This is a genomic window from Mycoplana sp. BE70 (genome assembly GCF_031455855.1).
Lineage (GTDB): Bacteria > Pseudomonadota > Alphaproteobacteria > Rhizobiales > Rhizobiaceae > Mycoplana.
The window spans coordinates 565530-587271 of sequence record NZ_JAVDTM010000002.1 but is presented as its reverse complement, the minus strand read 5'-3'; the positions used below and the strand labels follow the sequence as shown (position 1 = coordinate 587271).

Genomic DNA, 21742 nt, shown 5'->3' with positions numbered 1-21742 from the left:
AATGGCTGCACCACCGCATTCAGCGACAGGCGACGAAGTTTAGAGCAGGCCCTGCAGTTCCGCCAGCTTGTCGTTCACGAGCCAGCCGTAATAGTTTTCCTCCGGCCAGACTGCACCTTCCGCACGGCGACGGACAAAATCGGCGGCCCGTGCATCGGAATTGCCGACGTTGTAGAGGGTTGCCGTAATGCCCGGATTGCCGGAGATATCAACACCGGCGATCTGCTTGTAGGCGTCGATCGAATGACGCAGCGACGCGGCCATGTACGCCAGCGAGATGTCCGGATCCATGATCGCCTGATAAACGCCCGCCGCATCCTTCTCGTCCAACCGGTCGTAACCCGAGACACGGGCGACCGCATCGGTCAGCATCAGCGCCGTCAGCGGATTGATCTGGCCGAGGCCGAAGGTCTGTCCGGCATAGAACGGCTGGAAGAAGACGGCGCTGAAACGGTTGTTCGGATAGGAGACGCCACCCACGGCCCTGCCCTTGAATTCCCGGTTCCAGACCGATTCCCGGCAGGACCAGAGTGCATATGACCCCTTCTTGCCTTCGCAGACGGAAAATTCCGGCCGGCTCACGAATTCATCGACCCGTTGGCCATTATGGGCAAAGCGGAAACTGTCGCCGGCATAGGAGGCGGCCTTGATGTAATAGCTCTGCAGCCGGTCATAGGCATCGACGTTGTAGGTGTGCTCGCCGACGATGGCACCGACCATATGAATCGGCGCGATGCCATACTGCGCGGCGACCGACTTGATCTTGCCGGTCAACTCCCGGTCGGTCGCCAGCAGGTCGCGCACCTTCTCGTACTTGGCGTCGAAGCTCGTCTTGCCCGCCTTGGTCCGTCGAACCGAGGCACCGGGAATGGCAGGCTGCTCCGCATGGCGATTGCCCGGCGGAACGATCTCCATCGCGCGGGCGATGTTTGCCTCGCTGGCCAGCATGACGGTGGCCATGACGAACATAGTCAGCAGATGTCGCACGCTCAGATGTCTCCGATGTCGGATTGGTGGCCGCCAGCTCAAATCCCGCGGCTCCCATGCCGTGAAATCATGTCGGAAAGATGCCGGATTCCTATAAAAAACGCGCCGCGTTTCTAAGGTGAAGCGCGGCGCGTGTCGAGGCTGCAGCGATAAAATTCGCGTTATGGGCGCGGGTACCCGCTTCGATCACTTACAGGATGTAGCGCGACAGGTCCGTATTGGAGGCCAGCGTGCCGACGTGCTTGCGCACGTATTCGGCGTCGATCACGATGCTGTTGCCCGCCTTGTCCGGAGCCTCGAACGAGATTTCGTCAAGCACCCGCTCCATCACCGTCTGCAGTCGGCGCGCGCCGATGTTCTCGACGTTGGAGTTCAGTTGCACGGCGACATCGGCGAGCGCATCGATCGCATCCTCGGTAAAGTCGAGCGTCACCTGCTCCGTCTCCATCAGCGCCTTGTACTGGCGGATCAGGCTTGCCTCGGTTTCCGTCAGGATGCGGCGGAAGTCTTCCTTCGTCAGCGCCCGCAGCTCGACGCGGATCGGCAGGCGGCCCTGCAGTTCCGGAAGGAGGTCGGACGGCTTGGAAACGTGGAACGCTCCGGAGGCGATGAAGAGGATGTGGTCGGTCTTCACCGGCCCGTACTTGGTCGCAACCGTCGTGCCCTCGACGAGCGGCAGCAGGTCGCGCTGCACACCCTCGCGCGAGACGCCGGCGCCGATGCCGCCCTCCCGCGCAGCGATCTTGTCGATCTCGTCAAGGAAGACGATGCCGTCGTTCTCGACCGACTGCACGGCCTCGCGCTGGATCTGCTCGTTGTCGATCAGCTTGTCCGATTCATCAGCGATCAAAAGCTTGTAGGAGTCCTTGACGGTCGTCTTCACCTTCTTGGTGCGACCGCCGAGTGCCTTGCCGAACATTTCCGACAGATTCAGGACACCGACATTGGCGCCGGGCATGCCCGGGATCTCGAAACCGGGCATGCCCGAGCCGGTGTCGGCGACGTCGATCTCAAGCTCCTTGTCGTCCAGCTCGTTGTTGCGCAGCTTCTTGCGGAACGAATCGCGCGTAGCGGGCGATGCCGTCGCGCCGACCAGCGCATCGAGCACCCGTTCCTCGGCGTTCATGTGCGCCTTGGCGACCACCTCGGCCCGCTTCTTCTCGCGCACCAGGCCGATGCCGACCTCGACGAGGTCACGCACGATCTGCTCGACGTCGCGGCCCACATAGCCGACCTCGGTGAACTTGGTCGCCTCGACCTTGACGAAGGGGGCGCCCGCGAGCTTGGCAAGGCGCCGCGAGATCTCCGTCTTGCCGACACCCGTCGGACCGATCATCAGAATGTTTTTCGGCATGACCTCATCGCGCAGGTCGGCGTCGAGCTGATGGCGCCGCCAGCGGTTGCGTAGCGCGATCGCCACGGCGCGCTTGGCGTCCTTCTGGCCGATGATGTAGCGGTCCAGTTCGGAGACGATTTCGCGGGGGGAAAAGTTACTCATCTCGCTCTCGCTCTTGGGCACGGTCCCGGGCCATCATCAGCGCCGGACCGTCCTCTGTCTGTCGTTGATCAAAAACACGGAACCCCGCCTTCTCATAGGCCCGGATCGCCGGTCTGTTGTCGGGGTGCGGGTCAATGATCACCCGCTGCACCCCCTGCTTGAAAAGCCCTGCAATGAAGGCTTCTATCATTCTTGGGCCGATGCCCTGGCCGATGAGCGTCGGCACGCCGATGAACTGATCGATACCGACGGTGCCGGCCGGCTGATCTCCGTAAGGATGCCCAGGCCCGTCGACCACGTAGCTCTGCATGTAGCCTATCGGCTCATCATCGAGCAGAACCAGATAGGGCTTCACGAGCGGATCATCAAAATGGCCACGAATCTCGGCGGCTTCAGCCTCCGGCTCGCCCCACCAGCGCCGCACATGCGGCTCGGCGAGCCAGTGCCGCAGGAGGGGAAGATCCGCCTCCGTCAATGGCCGAAAGCCAAGCAAGTCAGCGTTCGGCATCCAGCGTCTCGACCACGATATTGTGGTTCGTGTAGACGCAGATGTCGCCGGCAATCTGCATGGCGCGGCGGGCGATTTCTTCCGCCGACTTGTCCGTGTCCATCAGCGCACGCGCCGCGGCATAGGCATAGTTTCCGCCGGAGCCGATCGCCAGCGTGCCATGCTCGGGCTCCAGTACGTCACCATTGCCGGTGATCGCCAGCGTGATCGTCTTGTCCGCGACAAGCATCATCGCCTCCAGGTTGCGCAGGTACTTGTTGGTGCGCCAGTCCTTGGCAAGCTCGACGGCCGCCCGCATCAACTGGTCGGGATATTGCTCCAGCTTCTCCTCGAGCCGCTCGAGCAGCGTGAAGGCGTCAGCCGTGGCGCCGGCGAAACCGGCGATCACGTCGCCCTTGCCCAGCCGGCGCACTTTGCGCGCGTTGCCCTTCATCACCGTCTGGCCAAGGCTCACCTGGCCGTCGCCGGCCATCACCACCTTGCCGTCCTTGCGGACGGTGATGATGGTTGTGGCATGCATGGTTCCATAGGGATCGTGTTCACTCATGGATACACCCGAAACTCTCGAACCCGCCGAAGCCGGGTTCGTGCCGCCCATGATGGGCCGGCCTTCCTCGTGTCCTATGTAGGGGGCGAAACGGCAAATGCAATCGGCGGGCGATCGGGGCTGTCGGGAATACTGGTCTTTTGCGCCTCGCCCTGTTATGGGGACGGCGAAGACTTCTTCGACCACTCAGGGTGCGCAAGTCCAATGAGCCGCAAAGCCAGCATTTCCCGCAAGACGAACGAAACGGCCGTTTCCGTAACCGTCAATATCGACGGCACCGGGGCGTCGAAGATCTCGACGGGCGTGGGCTTCTTCGACCATATGCTGGACCAGCTCGCGCGGCATTCGCTCATCGACATGGAGATCGAGACCAAGGGTGATCTCCATATCGACGACCACCACACGGTGGAAGACACGGGAATTGCGATCGGCCAGGCCATCGCCAAGGCGCTTGGCGACCGGCGCGGAATCACCCGCTACGCCTCGCTCGACCTAGCCATGGACGAGACGATGACGCGTGCGGCGGTGGACGTATCCGGCCGGCCGTTCCTCGTCTGGAACGTCGCCTTCTCGGCCCCGAAAATCGGCACCTTCGACACGGAACTAGTGCGCGAGTTCTTCCAGGCGCTGGCGCAGAACGCCGGGATTACGCTGCATATCCAGAACATCTACGGCGCCAACAACCATCACATCGCCGAGACCTGCTTCAAATCCGTCGCCCGGGTGCTTCGCACGGCAACCGAAATCGATCCCCGCCAGCAAGGCCGCATCCCCTCGACAAAGGGGTCGCTGGCCTGACCGGCAGACCGGCAGGACAACCGAGTTGACCGCGTCATTCCTGATCCTGACCCCGCCCGGCGAACCGGCTGCGGCTGAAAATGCCACCTTCATCCGCGACGGCTTCCGCTGGACCGCGTTCTTCTTTCCGGCGCTGTGGCTGCTTGTCCATCGGCTGTGGTTCTGGGGCGCGATCGCGCTGGTGCTACAGTTTGCGGCGATGATCCTTATCGCGTCGCCCGAACTTGGCGTGGCCGGCTGGACGCTGGCCATCGCCGTCTCGCTACTGACAGCGCTCGAAGGTCCGCTGGCCCTGGCAAAGGCCCGCGAAGCACGCGACTGGACATTGCGTTCGGTCGTGGTGGCCCACGATCTGGAAACGGCGGAACACATCTACTACAGCGAGCATGCGCCGCAGCGGCCCCCCTCAACCGCCGCGACCGCTTCGTTGCCCGCTTCTGATACATCCACCAAGGCCGCCCGTCCTCCCGCGCTCGGCCTCCTCGGCTATGACGGAGAATGAGCATGCGCGTGGCAATCATCGACTACGGTTCGGGCAATCTCCGTTCTGCCACCAAGGCCTTCGAACGCGCCGCGCGCGAGGCCGGCATCGACGCCGAGATCGAGCTTACCGACCGGCCCGAACGGGTCGTCTCCGCTGACAGAGTAATTTTGCCTGGCGTCGGCGCCTATGCCGACTGCCGGCGTGGCCTCGACTCCGTACCCGGCATGGTCGAGGCGCTGCGCGAGAGCGTCGAACTGGGCGGCCGGCCGTTCCTCGGTATCTGCGTCGGCATGCAGCTGATGTCCTCGCGCGGCCTCGAAAAGACCGTGACGCAGGGGCTTGGCTGGATCCGCGGCGACGTCGTCCTCATCGAGCCGGATGATCCGGACCTGAAGGTTCCGCAGATCGGCTGGAACACGCTGGAACTGCAGCGCGAACACCCGCTCTTTGCCGGCATCCGCACGGGCGAAGGCGGCTTGCACGCCTATTTCGTCCATTCCTATCACCTCGCCGCCGAAAACCCCGACGACGTGATCGCGACGACGAACTACGGCGGACCGCTGACGGCCTTCGTCGCTCGCGACAACAAGGCGGGTGCGCAGTTCCATCCGGAGAAGAGCCAGACGCTCGGCCTTGCCCTGATCACCAATTTCCTGCGCTGGAAGCCCTGATTTCCACGCCACTGAACGGACGACAAGAATGATCCTCTTTCCCGCCATCGACCTCAAGGACGGCCAGTGCGTCCGCCTGAAGCTCGGCGACATGGACCAGGCCACGGTCTACAATCCCGACCCGGCCGCCCAGGCAATCGCCTTCGAGGAGCAGGGTTTCGAATGGCTGCACGTGGTCGACCTTAACGGTGCGTTTGCCGGCGAGAGCGTCAACGGAGCAGCCGTGGATGCGATCCTGAAGGCAACGAAAAATCCGGTGCAGCTCGGCGGCGGCATCCGCACGCTTGATCACATCGAGAGCTGGCTGTCGCGCGGGCTCGCCCGCGTCATCCTCGGCACCGTCGCCGTTCGCGACCCGGCGCTCGTCATCGAGGCCTGCAAAAAATTCCCGGGCAAGGTCGCCGTCGGCATCGACGCCAAGGGCGGCAAGGTCGCTGTCGAAGGATGGGCGGAAGCCTCCGAGCTCGGCGTGATCGAGCTTGCGAAAAAGTTCGAGGGCGCCGGCGTCGCCGCCATCATCTACACCGACATCGACCGCGACGGCATTCTGACCGGCATCAACTGGGCCTCGACGCTGGAGCTTGCCGATGCCGTCTCCATCCCCGTCATTGCTTCCGGCGGACTGGCCTCGATCGACGATATCCGCCGAATGCTGGAGCCGGATGCCGCAAAACTTGAAGGTGCGATCTCCGGCCGTGCGCTCTATGATGGACGGATCGATCCGAAGGAGGCGCTTGCGCTGATCCGCGCCGCGAAAGGACAGACCGCATGACCCTCAAGCCCCGCGTAATCCCCTGCCTGGACGTGAAGGACATGCCGCGCCGCCCGCAGCCGCTTGGCGGCGAGGACGCGCAAATACGAAAGAAGGAGGCCGTCCTTTGACCCTCAAGGCCCGTGTCATCCCCTGCTTGGACGTGAAGGACGGCCGCGTCGTCAAGGGCGTCAGCTTCGTCAATCTGGTCGACGCCGGCGATCCGGTGGAATCGGCCAAGGCCTATGACGCAGCGGGCGCCGACGAGCTCTGCTTTCTCGACATCACCGCCTCCTCCGACAATCGCGACACGATCTTCGACGTCGTTGCCCGCACGGCCGACCACTGCTTCATGCCGCTGACGGTCGGCGGCGGCGTGCGCAGCCTGTCAGACATCCGCAAGCTTTTGCTTGCCGGCGCCGACAAGGTTTCCATCAACTCGGCTGCGGTGAAAAACCCGGATTTCGTCGCCGAGGCCGCCGACAAGTTCGGCAACCAGTGCATCGTCGTGTCGATCGATTCCAAGAAGGTCTCGAAGGACGGCGAGGAAGACCGCTGGGAGATCTTCACGCACGGCGGGCGGCAGGCAACCGGCATCGACGCGGTTACCTTCGCCGAAAAGATGGTGGAACGGGGCGCAGGCGAACTGCTGCTCACCTCGATGGACCGCGACGGCCAGAAAAGCGGCTACGACATCGCGCTGACGCGCACGATCGCCGATCGGGTGTCGGTACCCGTGATCGCCTCCGGTGGGGTCGGCACTCTGGATCACCTCGTCGAGGGCATCCGCGACGGCCATGCGACCGCCGTGCTGGCCGCGTCGATCTTCCACTTTGGCACCTACACGGTCGGCGAGGCCAAGCGCTACATGGCCGATCATGGCATCGCCATGCGGCTCGACTGAGCGGAAAGGCAGGCCCCCTCGATGAGTGATTTCACCCTTGCCGACTTGGAGCGGATCGTTGCTGAACGCTCCGGAGCCTCACCAGACCAATCCTGGACCGCCAAGCTGATCGCGGCCGGCCAACCGAAAGCGGCCAAGAAGCTCGGCGAGGAGGCGGTCGAAACCGTGATCGCCGCAATCGAGGGAGATCGGCCCGCACTCATAAGCGAGAGCGCCGATCTCCTCTATCACCTGATGGTCGTGCTCCGGATCGGCGGCGTCGCGCTCGTCGACGTCATGGACGAACTGGGGCGGCGGACCGGACAGTCCGGCATCGCTGAGAAGGCGGGCCGAACGCAATGACGGCATCGTCCCTTCGCGACCAGATCCAGGCGGACATCCCCGACAATTACGGGCATACCCGCTACTCCCCCTATCGCTTCTTCTCCACCGAGGAATGGGCGCAGTTCCGGGCGGACACGCCGCTGACGCTGACCGCCGACGAGGTCAGGCGGCTGCGCTCCCTGAACGACCCCGTCGATCTCGACGAGGTGCGGCGCATCTACCTGTCGGTCTCGCGGCTTCTCTCGGCACACGTCGAATCCTCGCAACTGCTGTTCGAGCAGCGCAAGCACTTCCTCAGCCTTTCAGACGAGGCGAAGACGCCGTTCGTCATCGGGATTGCGGGATCGGTCGCCGTCGGCAAGTCGACCACGGCCCGCATTCTCGCCGAACTGCTGTCGCGCTGGCCATCGAGCCCGAAGGTCGATCTCGTCACCACGGACGGCTTCCTCTATCCGAACGCAGTGCTGACGCGCGAGAAGCTGATGGAGCGCAAGGGTTTTCCGGAGAGCTACGACACTGGCGCGCTGCTGCGGTTCCTCTCCGCCATCAAGGCTGGACAAGCCAACGTCAGGGCGCCGACCTATTCGCACCTCACCTATGACGTCCAGCCCGACGTTTCCCAGGTCATCGACCGGCCGGACATCCTGATCTTCGAGGGGATCAACGTGCTGCAGTCGCGCAGCCTGCCCGCCGATGGCAAGATCGTGCCGATGGTGTCGGACTTCTTCGACTTCTCGATCTACATCGATGCCGACGAAGACCTGATTCACAAATGGTACGTCGAACGCTTCATGCGGCTGCGGGAAACCGCCTTCAAGAGTCCCGAGTCCTACTTCAACCGCTACGCCGCGGTCAGCGAGGAGGACGCGCTCTCGATCGCCGAGGGGCTCTGGAGAAACATCAACCTGAAGAACCTGCGCCAGAACATTCTGCCGACCCGCCCCCGGGCGGATCTCATCCTTCAGAAGGGCGAGAACCACCTGGTCGAGACGGTCGCGCTCAGAAAGATCTAAGCCCGTGCTGGCGTCACGGCTTAAAAGCGCGTCGCGATCTTTCAGATTCGCTATGCCACGCTTTAAGTTCTTGTTCCTTCGCATGTCTTTGTCCCGAAACCGGTTTCCACTTTCGGGAGACATGCTCTAGGGGTCGACGCGGCGCAGGGTCAGATTGATCCGGCCGCCATTCCTCAGCAATGTCGATGTTCCGGGGAAGACCCGGTCGACGCCGTGAAAGCTTAGCCGGCTTTCTCCGGCGAGCACGACGAGATCGCCGCTGGAGAGCCGGAAGGAGCGTGTCGGAGCGCTGCGCGCCGTTCCACCAATCCGGAAGAGACATTGGTCGCCGAGGGAGACCGAGACGACCGGCGCCGCGAATGTCCTCTCGTCGCGGTCCTGGTGCAGCCCCATTCGCGCCTCTCCGTCATAGAAATTGACGAGGCAGGCCTGCGGCGGCGCCGGATAGCCGGAAACCTCTTCCCAAATTCGCAGTAATCCCGCCGGGATCAGCGGCCACGGCTGGCCCGTGACCGGGTGCATCTCCTGATAGCGGTATCCGCCCTCGCGGTCGGTCACCCAGCCGAGCGACCCGCAATTGGTCATGCGGACCGACATCGGCTTGCCGGTCTTCGGCATCTGCGGGACATAGAGCGGCGCTGCGGCAACGACCGCGCGGATTTCCTCGACCAGCGCCTCCTGCACCGGCCGATCGAGATAGCCCGGCAGATACCTGAACCCTTCCGGTAGATCATGGCCGGCCATTGCAACGCCTCGCTTCTTCATGGTTTCCGCCGGCCTCACCGAAAGCCCGGCAGGCACCGACACGACCATTCGACAGGTGGGTCATCATTCCGCCGTCGGCTTGCCTCGCATCCGCTTCACGTCGGAGCGGCCGGCCTTCGCCTTCAAGCGCCGTTCGACCGCCCCTTTCGACGGCCGCGTCTTCTTGCGCGGCGGCGGCGGCGGTTCAGCGGCTTCAAGCAGCAGCTCCTTCAGTCGCTCGCGGGCGTCCTCGCGATTGCGCTCCTGGCTGCGGAATCGATTGGCCTCGATCATCAACACCCCGTCCTTGGACAGGCGGCGGCCCGCGATCTTCGTTGCATTGGCCTTGATGCGATCGTTCAAGGAGGGCGAGTTCCTCAAATCGAAGAAAAGCTGTACTGCCGTCGAGACCTTGTTGACGTTCTGACCGCCGGGACCACCGGCCAGGACGAACTGCTCGGTCAATTCCCAGCCGGCAATGACGATGGAGCCTCTGATGGGGAGCGGATCGCTGGCCATGATGCTATTCCTGAACGATGAGTGCCCTGCATAGCCCAGGAGACGCCCGGACGAAATCCGTTTTCGGACCCACGCGCTACCATTGCTGCGGCCAGGACACGAAAAACCCGGCCGGAGCCGGGTTTCACGTGAATCACACTGTACTTTCGGGGCGACTATTCGGCTGCGGCACGAAACCCCGGCGCCGCGTCGCGGACACCTCCGTCGACATGGCTCTCGAACTTTCCAAAGTTGGCGATGAACATGTCCACCAGCTTGCGCGCCTGCTTGTCGTAGGCGGCACCGTCGGCCCAGGTCGAGCGCGGGTCGAGGATCTTGGTGTCGACGCCGGGCACCGAGACCGGGACGTCGAAGCCGAAGTTGTCGTCGCGACGGAACAGTGCGCCGTTCAGCGAACCGTCGAGCGCGGCCGTCAGCAGCGCGCGCGTCGCCTTGATCGGCATGCGCTTGCCCTCGCCGTAGGCACCGCCGGTCCAGCCGGTGTTGACCAGCCAGCAGGTGGCGCCGTGCTCGGCGATCAGTTTCTTCAGCAGGTTGCCGTACTCCGCCGGATGGCGTGGCATGAAGGGCGCGCCGAAGCAGGTGGAGAAGGTCGCTTCCGGTTCGGTGACGCCACGCTCGGTGCCGGCGACCTTGGCGGTATAGCCGGAAAGGAAGTGGTACATCGCCTGGTCGGGGGTCAGACGGGCGATCGGCGGCATGACGCCGAAGGCATCGGCCGTCAGCATGATGATCGTCTTCGGATGCCCGGCAACGCCCGTTTCGCTTGCATTCGGGATGAAGTGCAGCGGGTAGGCGCAGCGGGTGTTTTCCGTCAGCGAACCGTCGTTGAAGTCCGGCACGCCGTTGGCATCGAGGACGACGTTCTCAAGGACCGTGCCGAAACGCTGGGTCGTGGCATAGATCTCCGGCTCGGCCTCGGCAGACAGGCGGATCGTCTTGGCGTAGCAGCCGCCTTCGAAGTTGAAGATGCCGTTTTCGCCCCAGCCGTGCTCGTCGTCACCGATCAGCGTGCGCTTCGGATCGGCCGAAAGCGTCGTCTTGCCGGTGCCCGACAGGCCGAAGAAAACCGCAGCGTCCCCATCCGGGCCGACATTGGCCGAGCAGTGCATCGGCATGACGTTCTTGGCCGGCAGGATGTAGTTCAGCGCGGTGAAGACGGATTTCTTCATTTCACCGGCATAGTAGGTGCCGGCGATCAGGATGAGACCGTTGGTCAGGTCGCAGGCGATCATCGTCTCGGTGCGAGCGCCGTGCCGGATCGGGTCGGCCTTGAAGGTCGGAAGGTCGATGATCGTCAGCTTCGGCAGGAAGCCTTCGAGCTTTTCACGCGCCGGACGGATCAGGAGGTTGCGAATAAACAGCGAGTGCCAGGCGAGCTCCGTCACCACGCGGGTCGGAAGCGCGTTTTCCGCATCCGCTCCGCCGATCAGGTCCTGGACGAAGAGATCCTTGCCGGCTGCATGCGCCAGCATGTCCTGGCGCAGCGCCTCGAAATGCGCCGGCGACAGTTCCTTGTTGTTGTCCCACCAGATCTGATCGGTGGTATTGTCGTCACGGACGACGAACTTATCCTTCGGCGAGCGGCCGGTATGCTGGCCGGTCAGCGCACGCAGCGCGCCGTGCGCCGTCTTGACGGCTTCTCCGCGACCGAGTGCCTCGTCATAGAGATCGGTTTCCGTCAGGTTATAGCGGACCGTTCCAGTGTCCTTGAAGCCAATCGCTTCGAGGCCGTGTGATGGGTTGCGAATGCCCAGTTCCGTCATGGCCCAGTTTTCCTTCGCGCTGTAGGGAGAGAGTGAATTTCTTTGGAAACTAATCTCTGCGCAGATAAATGACAAGGGGACACTCAAAATATGTCAATGATATCAGTATATTAATCGATTTAACATTTTGTGCATCTTTTTAAATCGGTTTGAAAATCGATTTAATCGGCCAATTTGGGCGATGGCGAATAGCGCGCTGAAGGCCGCACCTTTGGCTTTGCCACAATTTGTTCCACCTTTATACTCAAAGAAAGCGCACCAATCGGCCGGCGGTAACCACGTCCAAGGAACACAGCGAGGCGCACATGAGCATGGAGACAAGCAGGATGCAGACGATCGCACTGGTGGACGACGACAGGAACATTCTGACGTCGGTGTCGATCGCGCTCGAGGCCGAAGGCTACCGTGTCGAGACCTATACGGACGGCGCGTCCGCCCTCGACGGCCTTCTCGCCCGGCCGCCGCAGCTTGCGATCTTCGACATCAAGATGCCGCGCATGGACGGCATGGAGCTTCTGCGCCGACTGCGGCAGAAATCGGATCTTCCGGTGATCTTCCTGACCTCCAAGGACGAGGAGATCGACGAGCTTTTCGGCCTGAAGATGGGTGCGGACGATTTCATCACCAAGCCGTTCTCGCAGCGCCTGCTCGTCGAGCGCGTCAAGGCGGTCCTCCGCCGCGCCTCCAGCCGCGAGGCGGCAGCCGCTGGAGCGGCCACGACCGTGAAGACGGGCGACGTCCAGGCGCGCTCCCTCGAGCGCGGCCAGCTTGCGATGGACCAGGAGCGGCACACCTGCACCTGGAAGGGCGAGCCCGTTACCCTGACCGTGACCGAGTTCCTGATCCTGCACGCGCTGGCGCAACGTCCTGGCGTGGTCAAGAGCCGCGATTCCCTGATGGATGCGGCCTATGACGAGCAGGTCTACGTGGACGACCGCACGATCGACAGCCACATCAAGCGGCTGCGCAAGAAGTTCAAGATGGTGGATGCCGATTTCGACATGATCGAAACACTTTACGGCGTCGGCTACCGGTTCCGCGAATCGGCCTGAATCACGGTCTCGGACGACCGGAACGCCTCTCCGCCAGCGAATTGATGCGATTTTACTTGCATCATAAGGGACGACGGTGGCATTTCGGCCAGAACGGAGGCGGCGAGCGAGCCGTTCGAGACATTTGACCGCTTTGCCACAGAACGCACTGGACAGGGAACTGGACGATCAGGAAGGACGCCCGGCCGGCCGAACTGCACGTTGGTACTGGACCTATCCCTTCAAGCTGATCCGGCGCATCTTCGGCAACGCCGTCTTCTCCAGCCTGACGCGCCGCATCCTGTTCTTCAATCTGGTGGCGCTGGTCGTACTGGTCGCCGGCATCCTCTATCTCAACCAGTTCCGCGAGGGCCTGATCGACGCCCGCGTCGAAAGCCTGCTGACCCAAGGCGAGATCATCGCCGGCGCGATTTCGGCCTCGGCTTCCGTCGACACCAACTCCATCACCATCGATCCAGAGAAACTGCTGGAACTGCAGGCCGGCCAGAGCATCACGCCGCTGCCAAACGACGACGATCTCGAATTCCCGATCAACCCGGAGCGCGTCGCTCCGGTGCTCAGGCGCCTGATTTCGCCGACCCGGGTGCGTGCGCGCATCTATGACACCGACGCCAACATGCTGCTCGACTCCAAGCACCTCTACACGCAGGGCCAGGTTCTGCGCTTCGACCTTCCGCCCGTTGAGGTCGAGGAACTGTCGGCGCTGGATCGGTTCCTCGTCTGGCTCAACCGCATGCTGCAGCCGAGCAACCTGCCGCAGTATAAGGAAGCGCCGGGCGGCGACGGTTCCATCTATCCGGAGGTGATGAACGCTCTGACGGGCGTGCGCGGTGCCGTCGTGCGCGTCACCGACAAGGGTGAGCTCATCGTTTCGGTGGCGGTTCCGGTGCAGCGCTTCCGGGCCGTGCTCGGAGTTCTGCTGCTTTCCACACAAGCCGGCGACATCGACAAGATCGTCCATGCCGAACGGCTCGCCATCATGCGCGTCTTCGGCGTAGCCGCGCTCGGCAACGTCTTTTTGTCATTGCTCCTGTCGAGCACGATCGCCAATCCGCTGCGCCGCCTGTCGGCTGCGGCAATCCGGGTGCGGCGCGGCGGGGCGAAAGAGCGCGAAGAGATACCCGACTTCTCCGCCCGTCAGGACGAGATCGGCAACCTTTCGATCGCCTTGCGCGAAATGACGACGGCGCTCTACGACCGCATCGACGCGATCGAAAGCTTCGCTGCCGACGTCAGCCACGAACTGAAGAACCCGCTGACGTCGTTGCGCAGTGCCGTCGAAACGCTGCCGCTGGCGCGCACGGACGACTCGAAGAAGCGCCTGATGGATGTCATCCAGCATGACGTGCGCCGCCTCGACCGGCTCATAAGCGACATTTCGGATGCCTCGCGCCTCGATGCCGAGTTGGCCAGGAGCGATGCCAAGACGGTGGACCTGGAGAAAGTCCTCGGCGACCTGGTCGACATCTCGCGTCAGGTCCGCAGCAACAAGAAGCCGGTCATCCTGGATTTTGTCGTTGACCGCAGCGACAATCCGAAGGCGCGCTTCAGCATCAGCGGCTACGAGCTTCGCATCGGCCAGATCATCACGAACCTGATCGAGAACGCCCGGTCCTTTGTGCCGGAGCAGGGCGGCCGGATCGTCGTGCGGCTGTCGAACAGCCGCAATGGTCGACGGATCGTCAAGGTCGAGGACAACGGCCCCGGCATCCAGGTCGAAGACATCGACCGCATCTTCGAGCGCTTCTACACCGATCGCCCGGCGAGCGAGGGATTCGGCCAGAATTCCGGCCTCGGCCTGTCGATCTCGCGGCAGATCGCCGAGGCGCATGGCGGCACGTTGAAGGCCGAGAACATCATCGATCGTGACACCGGCGAGATCAAGGGCGCGCGGTTCATCCTCTCGCTGCCGGCGGGACGCCCCAAATGAGCCACGGCGTCAACGTGCATGGCACCGCGATCGTCATCGGCACCACCGGGCTGATTTTCATGGGGCCTTCCGGCTCCGGCAAGAGTGCGGCCGCGCTTCATTGCGTCGGCCGTGCACGCGAACGGGGACTCTTTTCGGCGCTCGTCGCCGACGACCAGGTCCTGGCCAGCGCAGCCGGCGGCGCCATCGTTGCGCGCGCGCCGGCAACGATCGCGGGCCTCGCCGAGGTGCGCGGCGCCGGCATCGTTACGGTGGAGACCGTGCCCTGCGCCATCCTGACGCGGATCATCCAACCCGTCCGTTCCCCCTTCGCCGAGCGGATCGCGCCGGAGACGGAGGTTTGCGAAATCCTGCCGGACCACCGGCTACCGGTCACGCGCCTGCCGGTTGGCGACGGCTTTGATTTTTTCGATCGATTGACGCTCATCCTGCCGTTTCTGGGCCGGAACTAACCCGGATACCGGGGCGAATGGCCGCTATCGGGCATTTTTAGCTTGCACTCGGCCTTTTCATCGACAAGATGGCCTCCCCAACGGTGGACGTCCATTTTGCAGTGCGATATGGCCGGATGCCGGCTTATTTGGGCAATTGGAGCGGTGCATATGATCGGACTGGTGCTTGTCACCCACGGCAAGCTGGCGGAAGAGTTCCGTCACGCACTTGAGCACGTCGTGGGGCCGCAAGAGGCGATCGAAACCGTTTGCATCGGCCCTGAGGACGATATGGATCAGCGACGGCAGGACGTGGTGGAGGCGGCCCGGCGCGCCGATCGCGGCCACGGCGTCATCATTCTGACCGACATGTTCGGCGGCACCCCCTCAAACCTCGCCATTTCGGTCATGAGCAGCGGCACCATCGAGGTCATCGCCGGCGTCAACCTGCCGATGCTGATTAAGCTGGCGGGCGTGCGCAATGACGACGACATGGAGCGCTCGCTTGTCGAGGCATCGGAAGCGGGCCGCAAATATATCAACGTCGCCAGCCGTGTTCTCAGCGGCAAGTAGATGGATGCGCTCAACCCATGCACGGCTCGACCATGTCCCACTCCAAAGACCTCCTGATCGTTAACAAGCGTGGTCTGCACGCGCGCGCCTCGGCCAAGTTCGTGCAAACCGTCGACGGCTTCGATGCGGAGGTGACCGTGTCCAAGGACGGCATGACCGTGGGCGGAACGTCGATCATGGGGCTGATGATGTTGGCGGCCAGCCCCGGCTGCTCGGTGCATGTCACCGCAATCGGAGTTCAAGCGTCGGAAGTTCTCGCCGCCCTGGAGGCGCTCGTCGCAAATCGCTTCGGCGAGGAAATCTGATACCGACGAACATAAAGACATAAAGACTTCTTTATGTCTTGGTTGCCCGCCCTGATATTTCCTGATAAGCATGCGCCCACCGAGAGGTGCGGCCGCATCGAGTGATGCCGGCTGCCGCTACGATCGGCGCGAACGCGGCGCCGAGACACGACCAATTCAGTCTGGAGAAACGCATGAGCAACACCAAGGACTATCACGTTGCCGACATCGGCCTCGCCGACTTCGGCCGCAAGGAAATCGCGATCGCGGAGACGGAAATGCCGGGCCTGATGGCCTGCCGGGAAGAGTTCGGCACCGCCAAGCCGCTGACGGGCGCGCGCATCACCGGTTCGCTGCACATGACCATCCAGACGGCCGTGCTGATCGAGACCTTGGTTGCGCTTGGCGCCGAAGTCCGCTGGGCCTCGTGCAACATCTTCTCCACCCAGGATCACGCTGCCGCGGCGATCGCGGCGGCCGGCATACCGGTGTTTGCGGTCAAGGGCGAGACGCTGGAGGAATACTGGAACTACACGGACCAGATCTTCCAGTGGGCCGATGGCGGCCTCTCCAACATGATCCTTGACGACGGCGGCGACGCCACCATGTACATCCTGCTTGGCGCTCGCGCCGAGGCCGGCGAGGACGTGCTTTCCAATCCGGGATCGGAAGAGGAAGAAATCCTTTTCGCCCAGATCAAGAAGCGGCTGAAGCCCTCCCCTGGCTGGTTCACCAAGCAGCGTGATGCGATCAAGGGCGTCACCGAGGAAACCACGACCGGCGTCAACCGTCTTTATCAGCTCCAGCAGAAGGGCCTGCTGCCCTTCCCGGCGATCAACGTCAACGACTCGGTCACCAAGTCGAAGTTCGACAACAAGTACGGCTGCAAGGAATCGCTGGTCGACGGCATCCGCCGCGGCACCGACGTGATGATGGCTGGCAAGGTCGCCGTGGTCTGCGGCTACGGCGACGTCGGCAAGGGCTCGGCGGCTTCGCTGCGCGGCGCTGGCGCCCGCGTCAAGGTCACCGAGATCGACCCGATCTGCGCCCTGCAGGCGGCCATGGACGGCTTCGAGGTCGTCCAACTCGAGGACGTCGTTGCCACGGCCGACATCTTCATCACCACCACCGGCAACAAGGATGTCATCCGCGTCGATCACATGCGCGAGATGAAGGACATGGCGATCGTCGGCAACATCGGCCACTTCGACAACGAGATCCAGGTCGCCGGTTTGCGCAATCTGAAGTGGACGAACATCAAGCCGCAGGTCGACATGATCGAGTTCCCGAAGGGCAACCGCATGATCCTGCTGTCCGAAGGCCGTCTCCTGAACCTCGGCAATGCCACCGGTCATCCGTCGTTCGTCATGTCTGCCTCGTTCTCGAACCAGGTGCTCGCCCAGATCGAACTCTACGCCAACACCGGCAAGTACCAGAACGAGGTCTACATCCTGCCGAAGCACCTCGACGAGAAGGTCGCCCGCCTGCATCTCGCCAAGCTCGGCGCAAGGCTGACCGACCTCTCCGAGGAACAGGCCTCCTATATCGGCGTCGCCCCGCAGGGTCCCTTCAAGGCCGAACACTACCGGTACTGATCCTTACCCGACTTATCCACAACATGTAGTTAGCCGCCGCCTTGACAGGGCGGCGGTTTCTTTTTTTGCCCCGCGCCGCTTCCCGCAGATTCGCTAAGGAAGTATGGTTATGTCGTTGATTCGACGCCGAGATGCGGAGCTGGAGCGCCGCACGTCCATCAGGGACGTACAAGGGTCGCTCCAGAATCGCGTCTCCGCTACAAACCTCCGCCTTTCAACGGGTGAGGTCGTGCGTGGGCGTCGGGTCTGGGATGTCTTGTCGATCAGGCGGCAAATGGACGGAGACATACCGGGGATGAGGTGGGATTTGAAACGGGGCGGTTGCCGGACGACTGAGCAAGCGGCCATGGATCGCGCCAGACAATTTGCGGCGGCATGCATCGGCTCGCTTTCGAGCGCGCCACGTCATGCCCGCCGGCTGCGGCATCTCTTGGCTGGATCGGCACTTGCGACCGCAAGCGGTCCGACCGGCGCATTGGCAGCCAACGAAGCCAGTGCCCGCCTCCTTGGCTCCTCCGAGGTGGTGACCTTTTCCGTGCTGCTGGGCGTCGTGTCGGCGGCGCTGTTTTCCGCCATTTGGATGATCCGCCAGCGTAGCAGGCTGGAAGACGAGAACCGGGCGCTTCGTTCGACGGTGTCCGACACCAAGCACCGTAACGCTCGATTGCAGGCGCTGATCAGCGACAAGAATCGCCGCATCATCATTTGGGACGGTTTTTCGCAGAAGCCGGAACTGCTCGGCCAGCTGCCGCCAGAAACCGGGGCCCCCACCGCCGACGGCGAGTTTCTTGCATTGGGGCGCTGGCTCAAGCCAGGTTCGGCAGCGGAGGCGGAGCGGGCAATCGAAGCGCTGCGGTCGCATGCACAGAGCTTCGACCTGATCGTCGAGACCAGCCGGGACGAGATTATCGAGGTCCAGGGCCGCGTTTCCGGCGGTCAGGCCTTTGTGCGCTTCGTCGCGCTCAACAATCTGCGCCGCGAGGCCGCCGAGTTGGAGCTCGAACGCGACCGGCTGGAGCAATCCCTGACCGTCTTCCAGAACCTGCTGGACTCGCTCGATCTGCCGGTCTGGCAGCGCTCGAAGGAAGGAACACTCGTCTGGGCGAACGCGGCCTATGGCGAGGCGGTGGAGGCCCGCGATGCCGAGGAGGCCGTACGCGAAGGCCGCGAACTTCTGCCGGCCGTCGCCCGGGAAAAAATCCGAGCAAGCAGCACCGTCGACACACCCTTTCGCGATAGAGTTTCCACCGTCGTTCGCGGCACGCGCGGATTCTTCGACGTCGTGGATGCCCTTTGCCCCGCTGGCTCGGCGGGCATCGCGCTCGACGTGTCGGAGACCGAGGCCGTACGCGAAGAGCTGAAACGTACGCTGCAGAGCCATGCCGAGACGCTCGACCATCTGGCAACGCCCGTGGCGATTTTCGACGGCGCCCAGCGGCTGCAGTTTTACAACCAGGCGTTCCAGCGGCTCTGGGACCTCGATATGGCTTTTCTCGAGAGCCATCCCGACCACGGTGAGATGCTGGATCGCCTTCGCGCCGCAGCAAAGCTGCCCGAGCAACTGAACTGGCGGCAGTGGAAGGAAAACGCCCTGTCCGTCTATCGGGCCATCGACACGCAGACCGACCTCTGGCACCTGCCGAACGGCCAGACACTGCGGGTCTTCGCGACCGCCCGCCCGCAAGGTGGGGCAACCTGGGTTTTCGAGAACCTGACGGAGAAGGTCGATCTCGAAACGCGCTACAACACGCTTGTGCAGGTCCAGGACGAGACGATCGATCATCTCTCCGAGGGCGTGGCGGTTTTCGGGCCGGACGGGCGTCTTCGCCTTTCCAACCCCGCCTTCCGGGCGATCTGGGGTATCACCGAGCAACAGGCACAACCGGGAACGCATATTCGCGACATCGAACTGGCATGCGCACCGTCCTATGACGGCGCCGACGGCTGGAAGCGGTTCGGTCAGCTCATCACCAGCTTCGACGACGAGCGCCCCTCGGACCGCGGCGTGCTCGAGCTCTCCACCGGTCTGGTGCTGGACTTTGCCGTCACTCCGCTCTCCAACGCCCAGACGATGCTGACGTTCGTCAACATCACCGACAGCGTGCGCGTGGAGCGCGCCCTGACGGAGAAGAACGAGGCACTGCGCAAGGCGGACGCCTTGAAGAACGATTTTGTCCAACACGTCTCCTACGAGCTGCGCTCGCCGCTGACGAACATTATCGGGTTCGCCGACCTGCTCAAAACGCCGTCGATGGGGACGCTGAGCGAGCGCCAGGCCGAATATGTCGATCACATCGCCACCTCGTCCGCAGTTCTGCTGACGATCGTCAACGACATCCTCGATCTGGCGACGGTCGACGCCGGGATCATGCAACTCGACCTTTCCGAGATCAGCCTGGCGGGCCTGCTCGACGAGGTCGCGGCGGTGTTTGCCGACCGACTGCAGGAAAGCCACGTGACGCTGGATGTCGTCGCATCGGACGCGCTGGGCACGATCGTGGCCGATCACCAGCGATTGAAGCAGATCCTCATCAAGCTCCTGGCGAACGCTGCGAACTTTGCCGCGGACGGGACGAAAATTGAACTGAAATGCTGGCGTGAGGGCGAGGATCTGGCCTTCACCGTCTCCGACAATGGTCCCGGTATTCCGCAGGACGTGCTGCGCACCGTGTTCAGCCGGTTCGAAAGTCATGGCCGCCGCGGTGGCGCCGGTCTCGGCCTCTCCATCGTCGAGAGCTTCGTCAGCCTGCACCACGGCACCGTGACGATCGATAGCCGCGAGGGAGAAGGCACCCGCGTCACCTGCCGCATCCCGGCCGCCCAACTGCCGACGATCGTGGCAGCGGAATAGGACCATGCTCGTCGGCACGATCCATCTTTCGGACGAAGCGGAAACCATCCGCTTCGGCGAGGACATCGCCCGTGCGCTGCGCCCGGGCGATCTGGTTGCTCTTTCCGGCGATCTCGGCGCCGGTAAGTCGACCTTTGCCCGCGCGCTGATCCGCGCCGTTGCCGACGACGAGTTCCTGGAAGTGCCGAGCCCGACGTTTACGTTGGTGCAGAGCTATACGCTCCGTCTTCCGATCGCGCATTTCGACCTCTACCGCATCGCCGAGACAGCGGAACTGGACGAGCTCGGGCTGGAGGAGGCGCTGGAGGATGGCATCTGTCTCGTGGAATGGCCGGAGCGCGCGGAAGACGCCCTGCCGGCCGAGCGGCTCGCCCTGCGGTTCCTGCACGAAGGAACCGGCCGGCGCGTCGAGATCGAGGCCCCGGACGCCATCGCCGCGCGCGTCAGGCGAACGCTCGACATCCGCGCCTTCCTCGCTGGCGCCGGTTACCCGGACGCACGCCGGCGGCACCTGACGGGCGATGCATCCGTCCGGGCCTACGAGCACGTCTACGTGGGTGGCCAGCGCTTTGTCCTGATGGATTCGCCGCGCCACCCGCCGGGCCCGATCCTCGAGAACGGCAAATACTATCAGCAGATCGCCCACATCGCCGAAGACGTGCGCCCCTTCGTGGCGATCGCAGCCTATCTCGGCAGCCGTGGCTTTGCCGCGCCTGCGGTCTTCCACCACGACCTGGACCGCGGCATTCTCCTGCTCGAGGACCTCGGGAGCGAGGGCGTCCTCGATCCTGAAGGCCGGCCGATCGCCGAGCGCTATCTGGAAAGCGTGGCAGTGCTCGCCGAACTGCATTCGCAGCCGGTTAGCAAAACGATCCCGATCGGCGATGGAGCGAACTTCCGCATCCCCGACTTCGACCACGACGCGATCCAGATCGAGGTCAGCCTTCTGACCGACTGGTACCTGCCCTGGCGGACCGGAAGCCCCGCCAGCGATACCCTGCGGGCGGAATACAGGGCAATCTGGACCAGCCTGGCCAGCCGGTTGGCATCGGCTGAAAAGAACCTGCTGTTGCGCGACTTCCATTCGCCCAACATCATCTGGCGGCCGCAGGCGCAGGGTGTCGACCGCGTCGGCATCATCGACTTCCAGGATGCGATGATCGGGCCCGCAGCCTATGACGTCGCCTCGCTGGTACAGGACGCGCGCGTCGATGTCCCCGTCGAGCTTGCGCAACAGATGCTGGAGCGGTATCTGGACCTCAGGGCGCGGTCGGAAAACTTCGATCGCGACGCCTTTCTCAAGGCCTGGCACATCATGGCCGCGCAACGCAACTGCAAGCTCGTCGGCATCTGGGTCCGGCTCATGCAGCGCGACAGCAAGCCGGCCTATATGAGACATATGCCACGAACCCTGGAAAACCTGCGTGTTGCGCTCGGTCATCCATGCCTCTCCCCCTTGCGCGACTGGTGCAGAAAGGCTGGAATCCTGTCCGACGAATCATAAGGACGGAT

The 21742-nt window shown here is 63.4% G+C and carries 22 protein-coding genes; 15 read left to right on the top strand and 7 right to left on the bottom strand.

The window, feature by feature from the left end:
* Positions 1-39: 39 nt before the first annotated feature.
* The 4 genes from J2Y48_RS06085 to hslV all read right to left on the bottom strand — a co-directional run bounded on the left by J2Y48_RS06085 (position 40) and on the right by hslV (position 3540).
* Positions 40-987, bottom strand: a complete 948-nt coding sequence (locus tag J2Y48_RS06085) for a DUF1402 family protein (RefSeq protein WP_310414244.1) — start codon at positions 985-987, stop codon at positions 40-42.
* A gap of 190 nt (positions 988-1177) precedes the next feature.
* A complete protein-coding gene (gene hslU, locus J2Y48_RS06080; RefSeq protein WP_310414241.1) occupies positions 1178-2485 on the bottom strand; it encodes an ATP-dependent protease ATPase subunit HslU in 1308 nt (435 codons plus the stop codon).
* Positions 2478-2993 carry a GNAT family N-acetyltransferase gene (locus J2Y48_RS06075; RefSeq protein ID WP_310414238.1) on the bottom strand — a complete coding sequence of 172 codons (516 nt, stop codon included), beginning with the start codon at positions 2991-2993 and terminating at the stop codon, positions 2478-2480. The genes hslU and J2Y48_RS06075 overlap by 8 nt, the downstream gene beginning before the upstream one ends.
* Positions 2980-3540 carry an ATP-dependent protease subunit HslV gene (hslV, locus tag J2Y48_RS06070; protein WP_310414235.1) on the bottom strand — a complete coding sequence of 187 codons (561 nt, stop codon included), beginning with the start codon at positions 3538-3540 and terminating at the stop codon, positions 2980-2982. The genes J2Y48_RS06075 and hslV overlap by 14 nt, the downstream gene beginning before the upstream one ends.
* A gap of 204 nt (positions 3541-3744) precedes the next feature.
* Here hslV and hisB point away from each other — a divergent pair, with 204 nt between their 5' ends.
* The 7 genes from hisB (at position 3745) to coaA (ending at position 8485) form a co-directional block, all read left to right on the top strand.
* Positions 3745-4338 carry an imidazoleglycerol-phosphate dehydratase HisB gene (hisB, locus tag J2Y48_RS06065; protein WP_310414232.1) on the top strand — a complete coding sequence of 198 codons (594 nt, stop codon included), beginning with the start codon at positions 3745-3747 and terminating at the stop codon, positions 4336-4338.
* A gap of 25 nt (positions 4339-4363) precedes the next feature.
* On the top strand, positions 4364-4840 hold the full coding sequence (locus J2Y48_RS06060; RefSeq protein ID WP_310414229.1) for a DUF2628 domain-containing protein: 477 nt from the start codon (positions 4364-4366) through the stop codon (positions 4838-4840).
* 2 nt (positions 4841-4842) lie between these two features.
* Positions 4843-5493: an imidazole glycerol phosphate synthase subunit HisH gene (gene hisH, locus J2Y48_RS06055; protein WP_310414226.1), complete on the top strand. Its 651-nt coding sequence runs from the start codon at positions 4843-4845 to the stop codon at positions 5491-5493.
* A gap of 28 nt (positions 5494-5521) precedes the next feature.
* Complete coding sequence (gene hisA, locus J2Y48_RS06050; RefSeq protein WP_310414223.1) at positions 5522-6265, top strand: 1-(5-phosphoribosyl)-5-[(5-phosphoribosylamino)methylideneamino]imidazole-4-carboxamide isomerase; 744 nt, start codon at positions 5522-5524, stop codon at positions 6263-6265.
* 106 nt (positions 6266-6371) lie between these two features.
* Positions 6372-7148, top strand: a complete 777-nt coding sequence (gene hisF, locus J2Y48_RS06045) for an imidazole glycerol phosphate synthase subunit HisF (RefSeq protein WP_310414220.1) — start codon at positions 6372-6374, stop codon at positions 7146-7148.
* A 21-nt stretch (positions 7149-7169) separates the two neighbouring features.
* Positions 7170-7490, top strand: a complete 321-nt coding sequence (locus J2Y48_RS06040; protein ID WP_310414218.1) for a phosphoribosyl-ATP diphosphatase — start codon at positions 7170-7172, stop codon at positions 7488-7490.
* On the top strand, positions 7487-8485 hold the full coding sequence (coaA, locus tag J2Y48_RS06035; protein WP_310414215.1) for a type I pantothenate kinase: 999 nt from the start codon (positions 7487-7489) through the stop codon (positions 8483-8485). The genes J2Y48_RS06040 and coaA overlap by 4 nt, the downstream gene beginning before the upstream one ends.
* Before the next feature lie 126 nt (positions 8486-8611).
* On the opposite strand, the gene J2Y48_RS06030 is transcribed toward coaA, so the two are convergent.
* The 3 genes from J2Y48_RS06030 to J2Y48_RS06020 form a co-directional block, all read right to left on the bottom strand.
* The gene (locus J2Y48_RS06030; RefSeq protein WP_310414212.1) at positions 8612-9250 is read right to left on the bottom strand and encodes an alpha-ketoglutarate-dependent dioxygenase AlkB; all 639 of its coding nucleotides are present in this window, start codon (positions 9248-9250) and stop codon (positions 8612-8614) included.
* A 63-nt stretch (positions 9251-9313) separates the two neighbouring features.
* Positions 9314-9748, bottom strand: a complete 435-nt coding sequence (arfB, locus tag J2Y48_RS06025; RefSeq protein ID WP_310414208.1) for an alternative ribosome rescue aminoacyl-tRNA hydrolase ArfB — start codon at positions 9746-9748, stop codon at positions 9314-9316.
* A gap of 155 nt (positions 9749-9903) precedes the next feature.
* A complete protein-coding gene (locus J2Y48_RS06020; RefSeq protein WP_310414204.1) occupies positions 9904-11514 on the bottom strand; it encodes a phosphoenolpyruvate carboxykinase in 1611 nt (536 codons plus the stop codon).
* A gap of 326 nt (positions 11515-11840) precedes the next feature.
* On the opposite strand from J2Y48_RS06020, the gene J2Y48_RS06015 reads away from it, so the two are divergent.
* The 8 genes from J2Y48_RS06015 to tsaE all read left to right on the top strand — a co-directional run bounded on the left by J2Y48_RS06015 (position 11841) and on the right by tsaE (position 21734).
* Positions 11841-12566 carry a response regulator transcription factor gene (locus J2Y48_RS06015; RefSeq protein ID WP_310414341.1) on the top strand — a complete coding sequence of 242 codons (726 nt, stop codon included), beginning with the start codon at positions 11841-11843 and terminating at the stop codon, positions 12564-12566.
* Between the two features lie 160 nt (positions 12567-12726).
* Entirely contained in the window at positions 12727-14496 is a 1770-nt protein-coding gene (locus J2Y48_RS06010) for a sensor histidine kinase (protein WP_310414338.1), read from the top strand.
* Complete coding sequence (locus J2Y48_RS06005) at positions 14493-14948, top strand: HPr kinase/phosphorylase (protein WP_310414201.1); 456 nt, start codon at positions 14493-14495, stop codon at positions 14946-14948. Before J2Y48_RS06010 ends, J2Y48_RS06005 begins: the two co-directional genes overlap by 4 nt.
* Positions 14949-15098: 150 nt before the next feature.
* Positions 15099-15500, top strand: a complete 402-nt coding sequence (locus tag J2Y48_RS06000) for a PTS sugar transporter subunit IIA (protein ID WP_310414198.1) — start codon at positions 15099-15101, stop codon at positions 15498-15500.
* Positions 15501-15532: 32 nt separating this feature from the next.
* A complete protein-coding gene (locus tag J2Y48_RS05995) occupies positions 15533-15805 on the top strand; it encodes an HPr family phosphocarrier protein (RefSeq protein WP_310414195.1) in 273 nt (90 codons plus the stop codon).
* Positions 15806-15978: 173 nt separating this feature from the next.
* Positions 15979-17379, top strand: a complete 1401-nt coding sequence (gene ahcY / locus J2Y48_RS05990; RefSeq protein ID WP_310414193.1) for an adenosylhomocysteinase — start codon at positions 15979-15981, stop codon at positions 17377-17379.
* Between the two features lie 346 nt (positions 17380-17725).
* Positions 17726-20230 carry an ATP-binding protein gene (locus tag J2Y48_RS05985; protein ID WP_310414190.1) on the top strand — a complete coding sequence of 835 codons (2505 nt, stop codon included), beginning with the start codon at positions 17726-17728 and terminating at the stop codon, positions 20228-20230.
* Between the two features lie 4 nt (positions 20231-20234).
* Entirely contained in the window at positions 20235-21734 is a 1500-nt protein-coding gene (gene tsaE, locus J2Y48_RS05980; RefSeq protein ID WP_310414187.1) for a tRNA (adenosine(37)-N6)-threonylcarbamoyltransferase complex ATPase subunit type 1 TsaE, read from the top strand.
* Positions 21735-21742 lie beyond the last annotated feature (8 nt).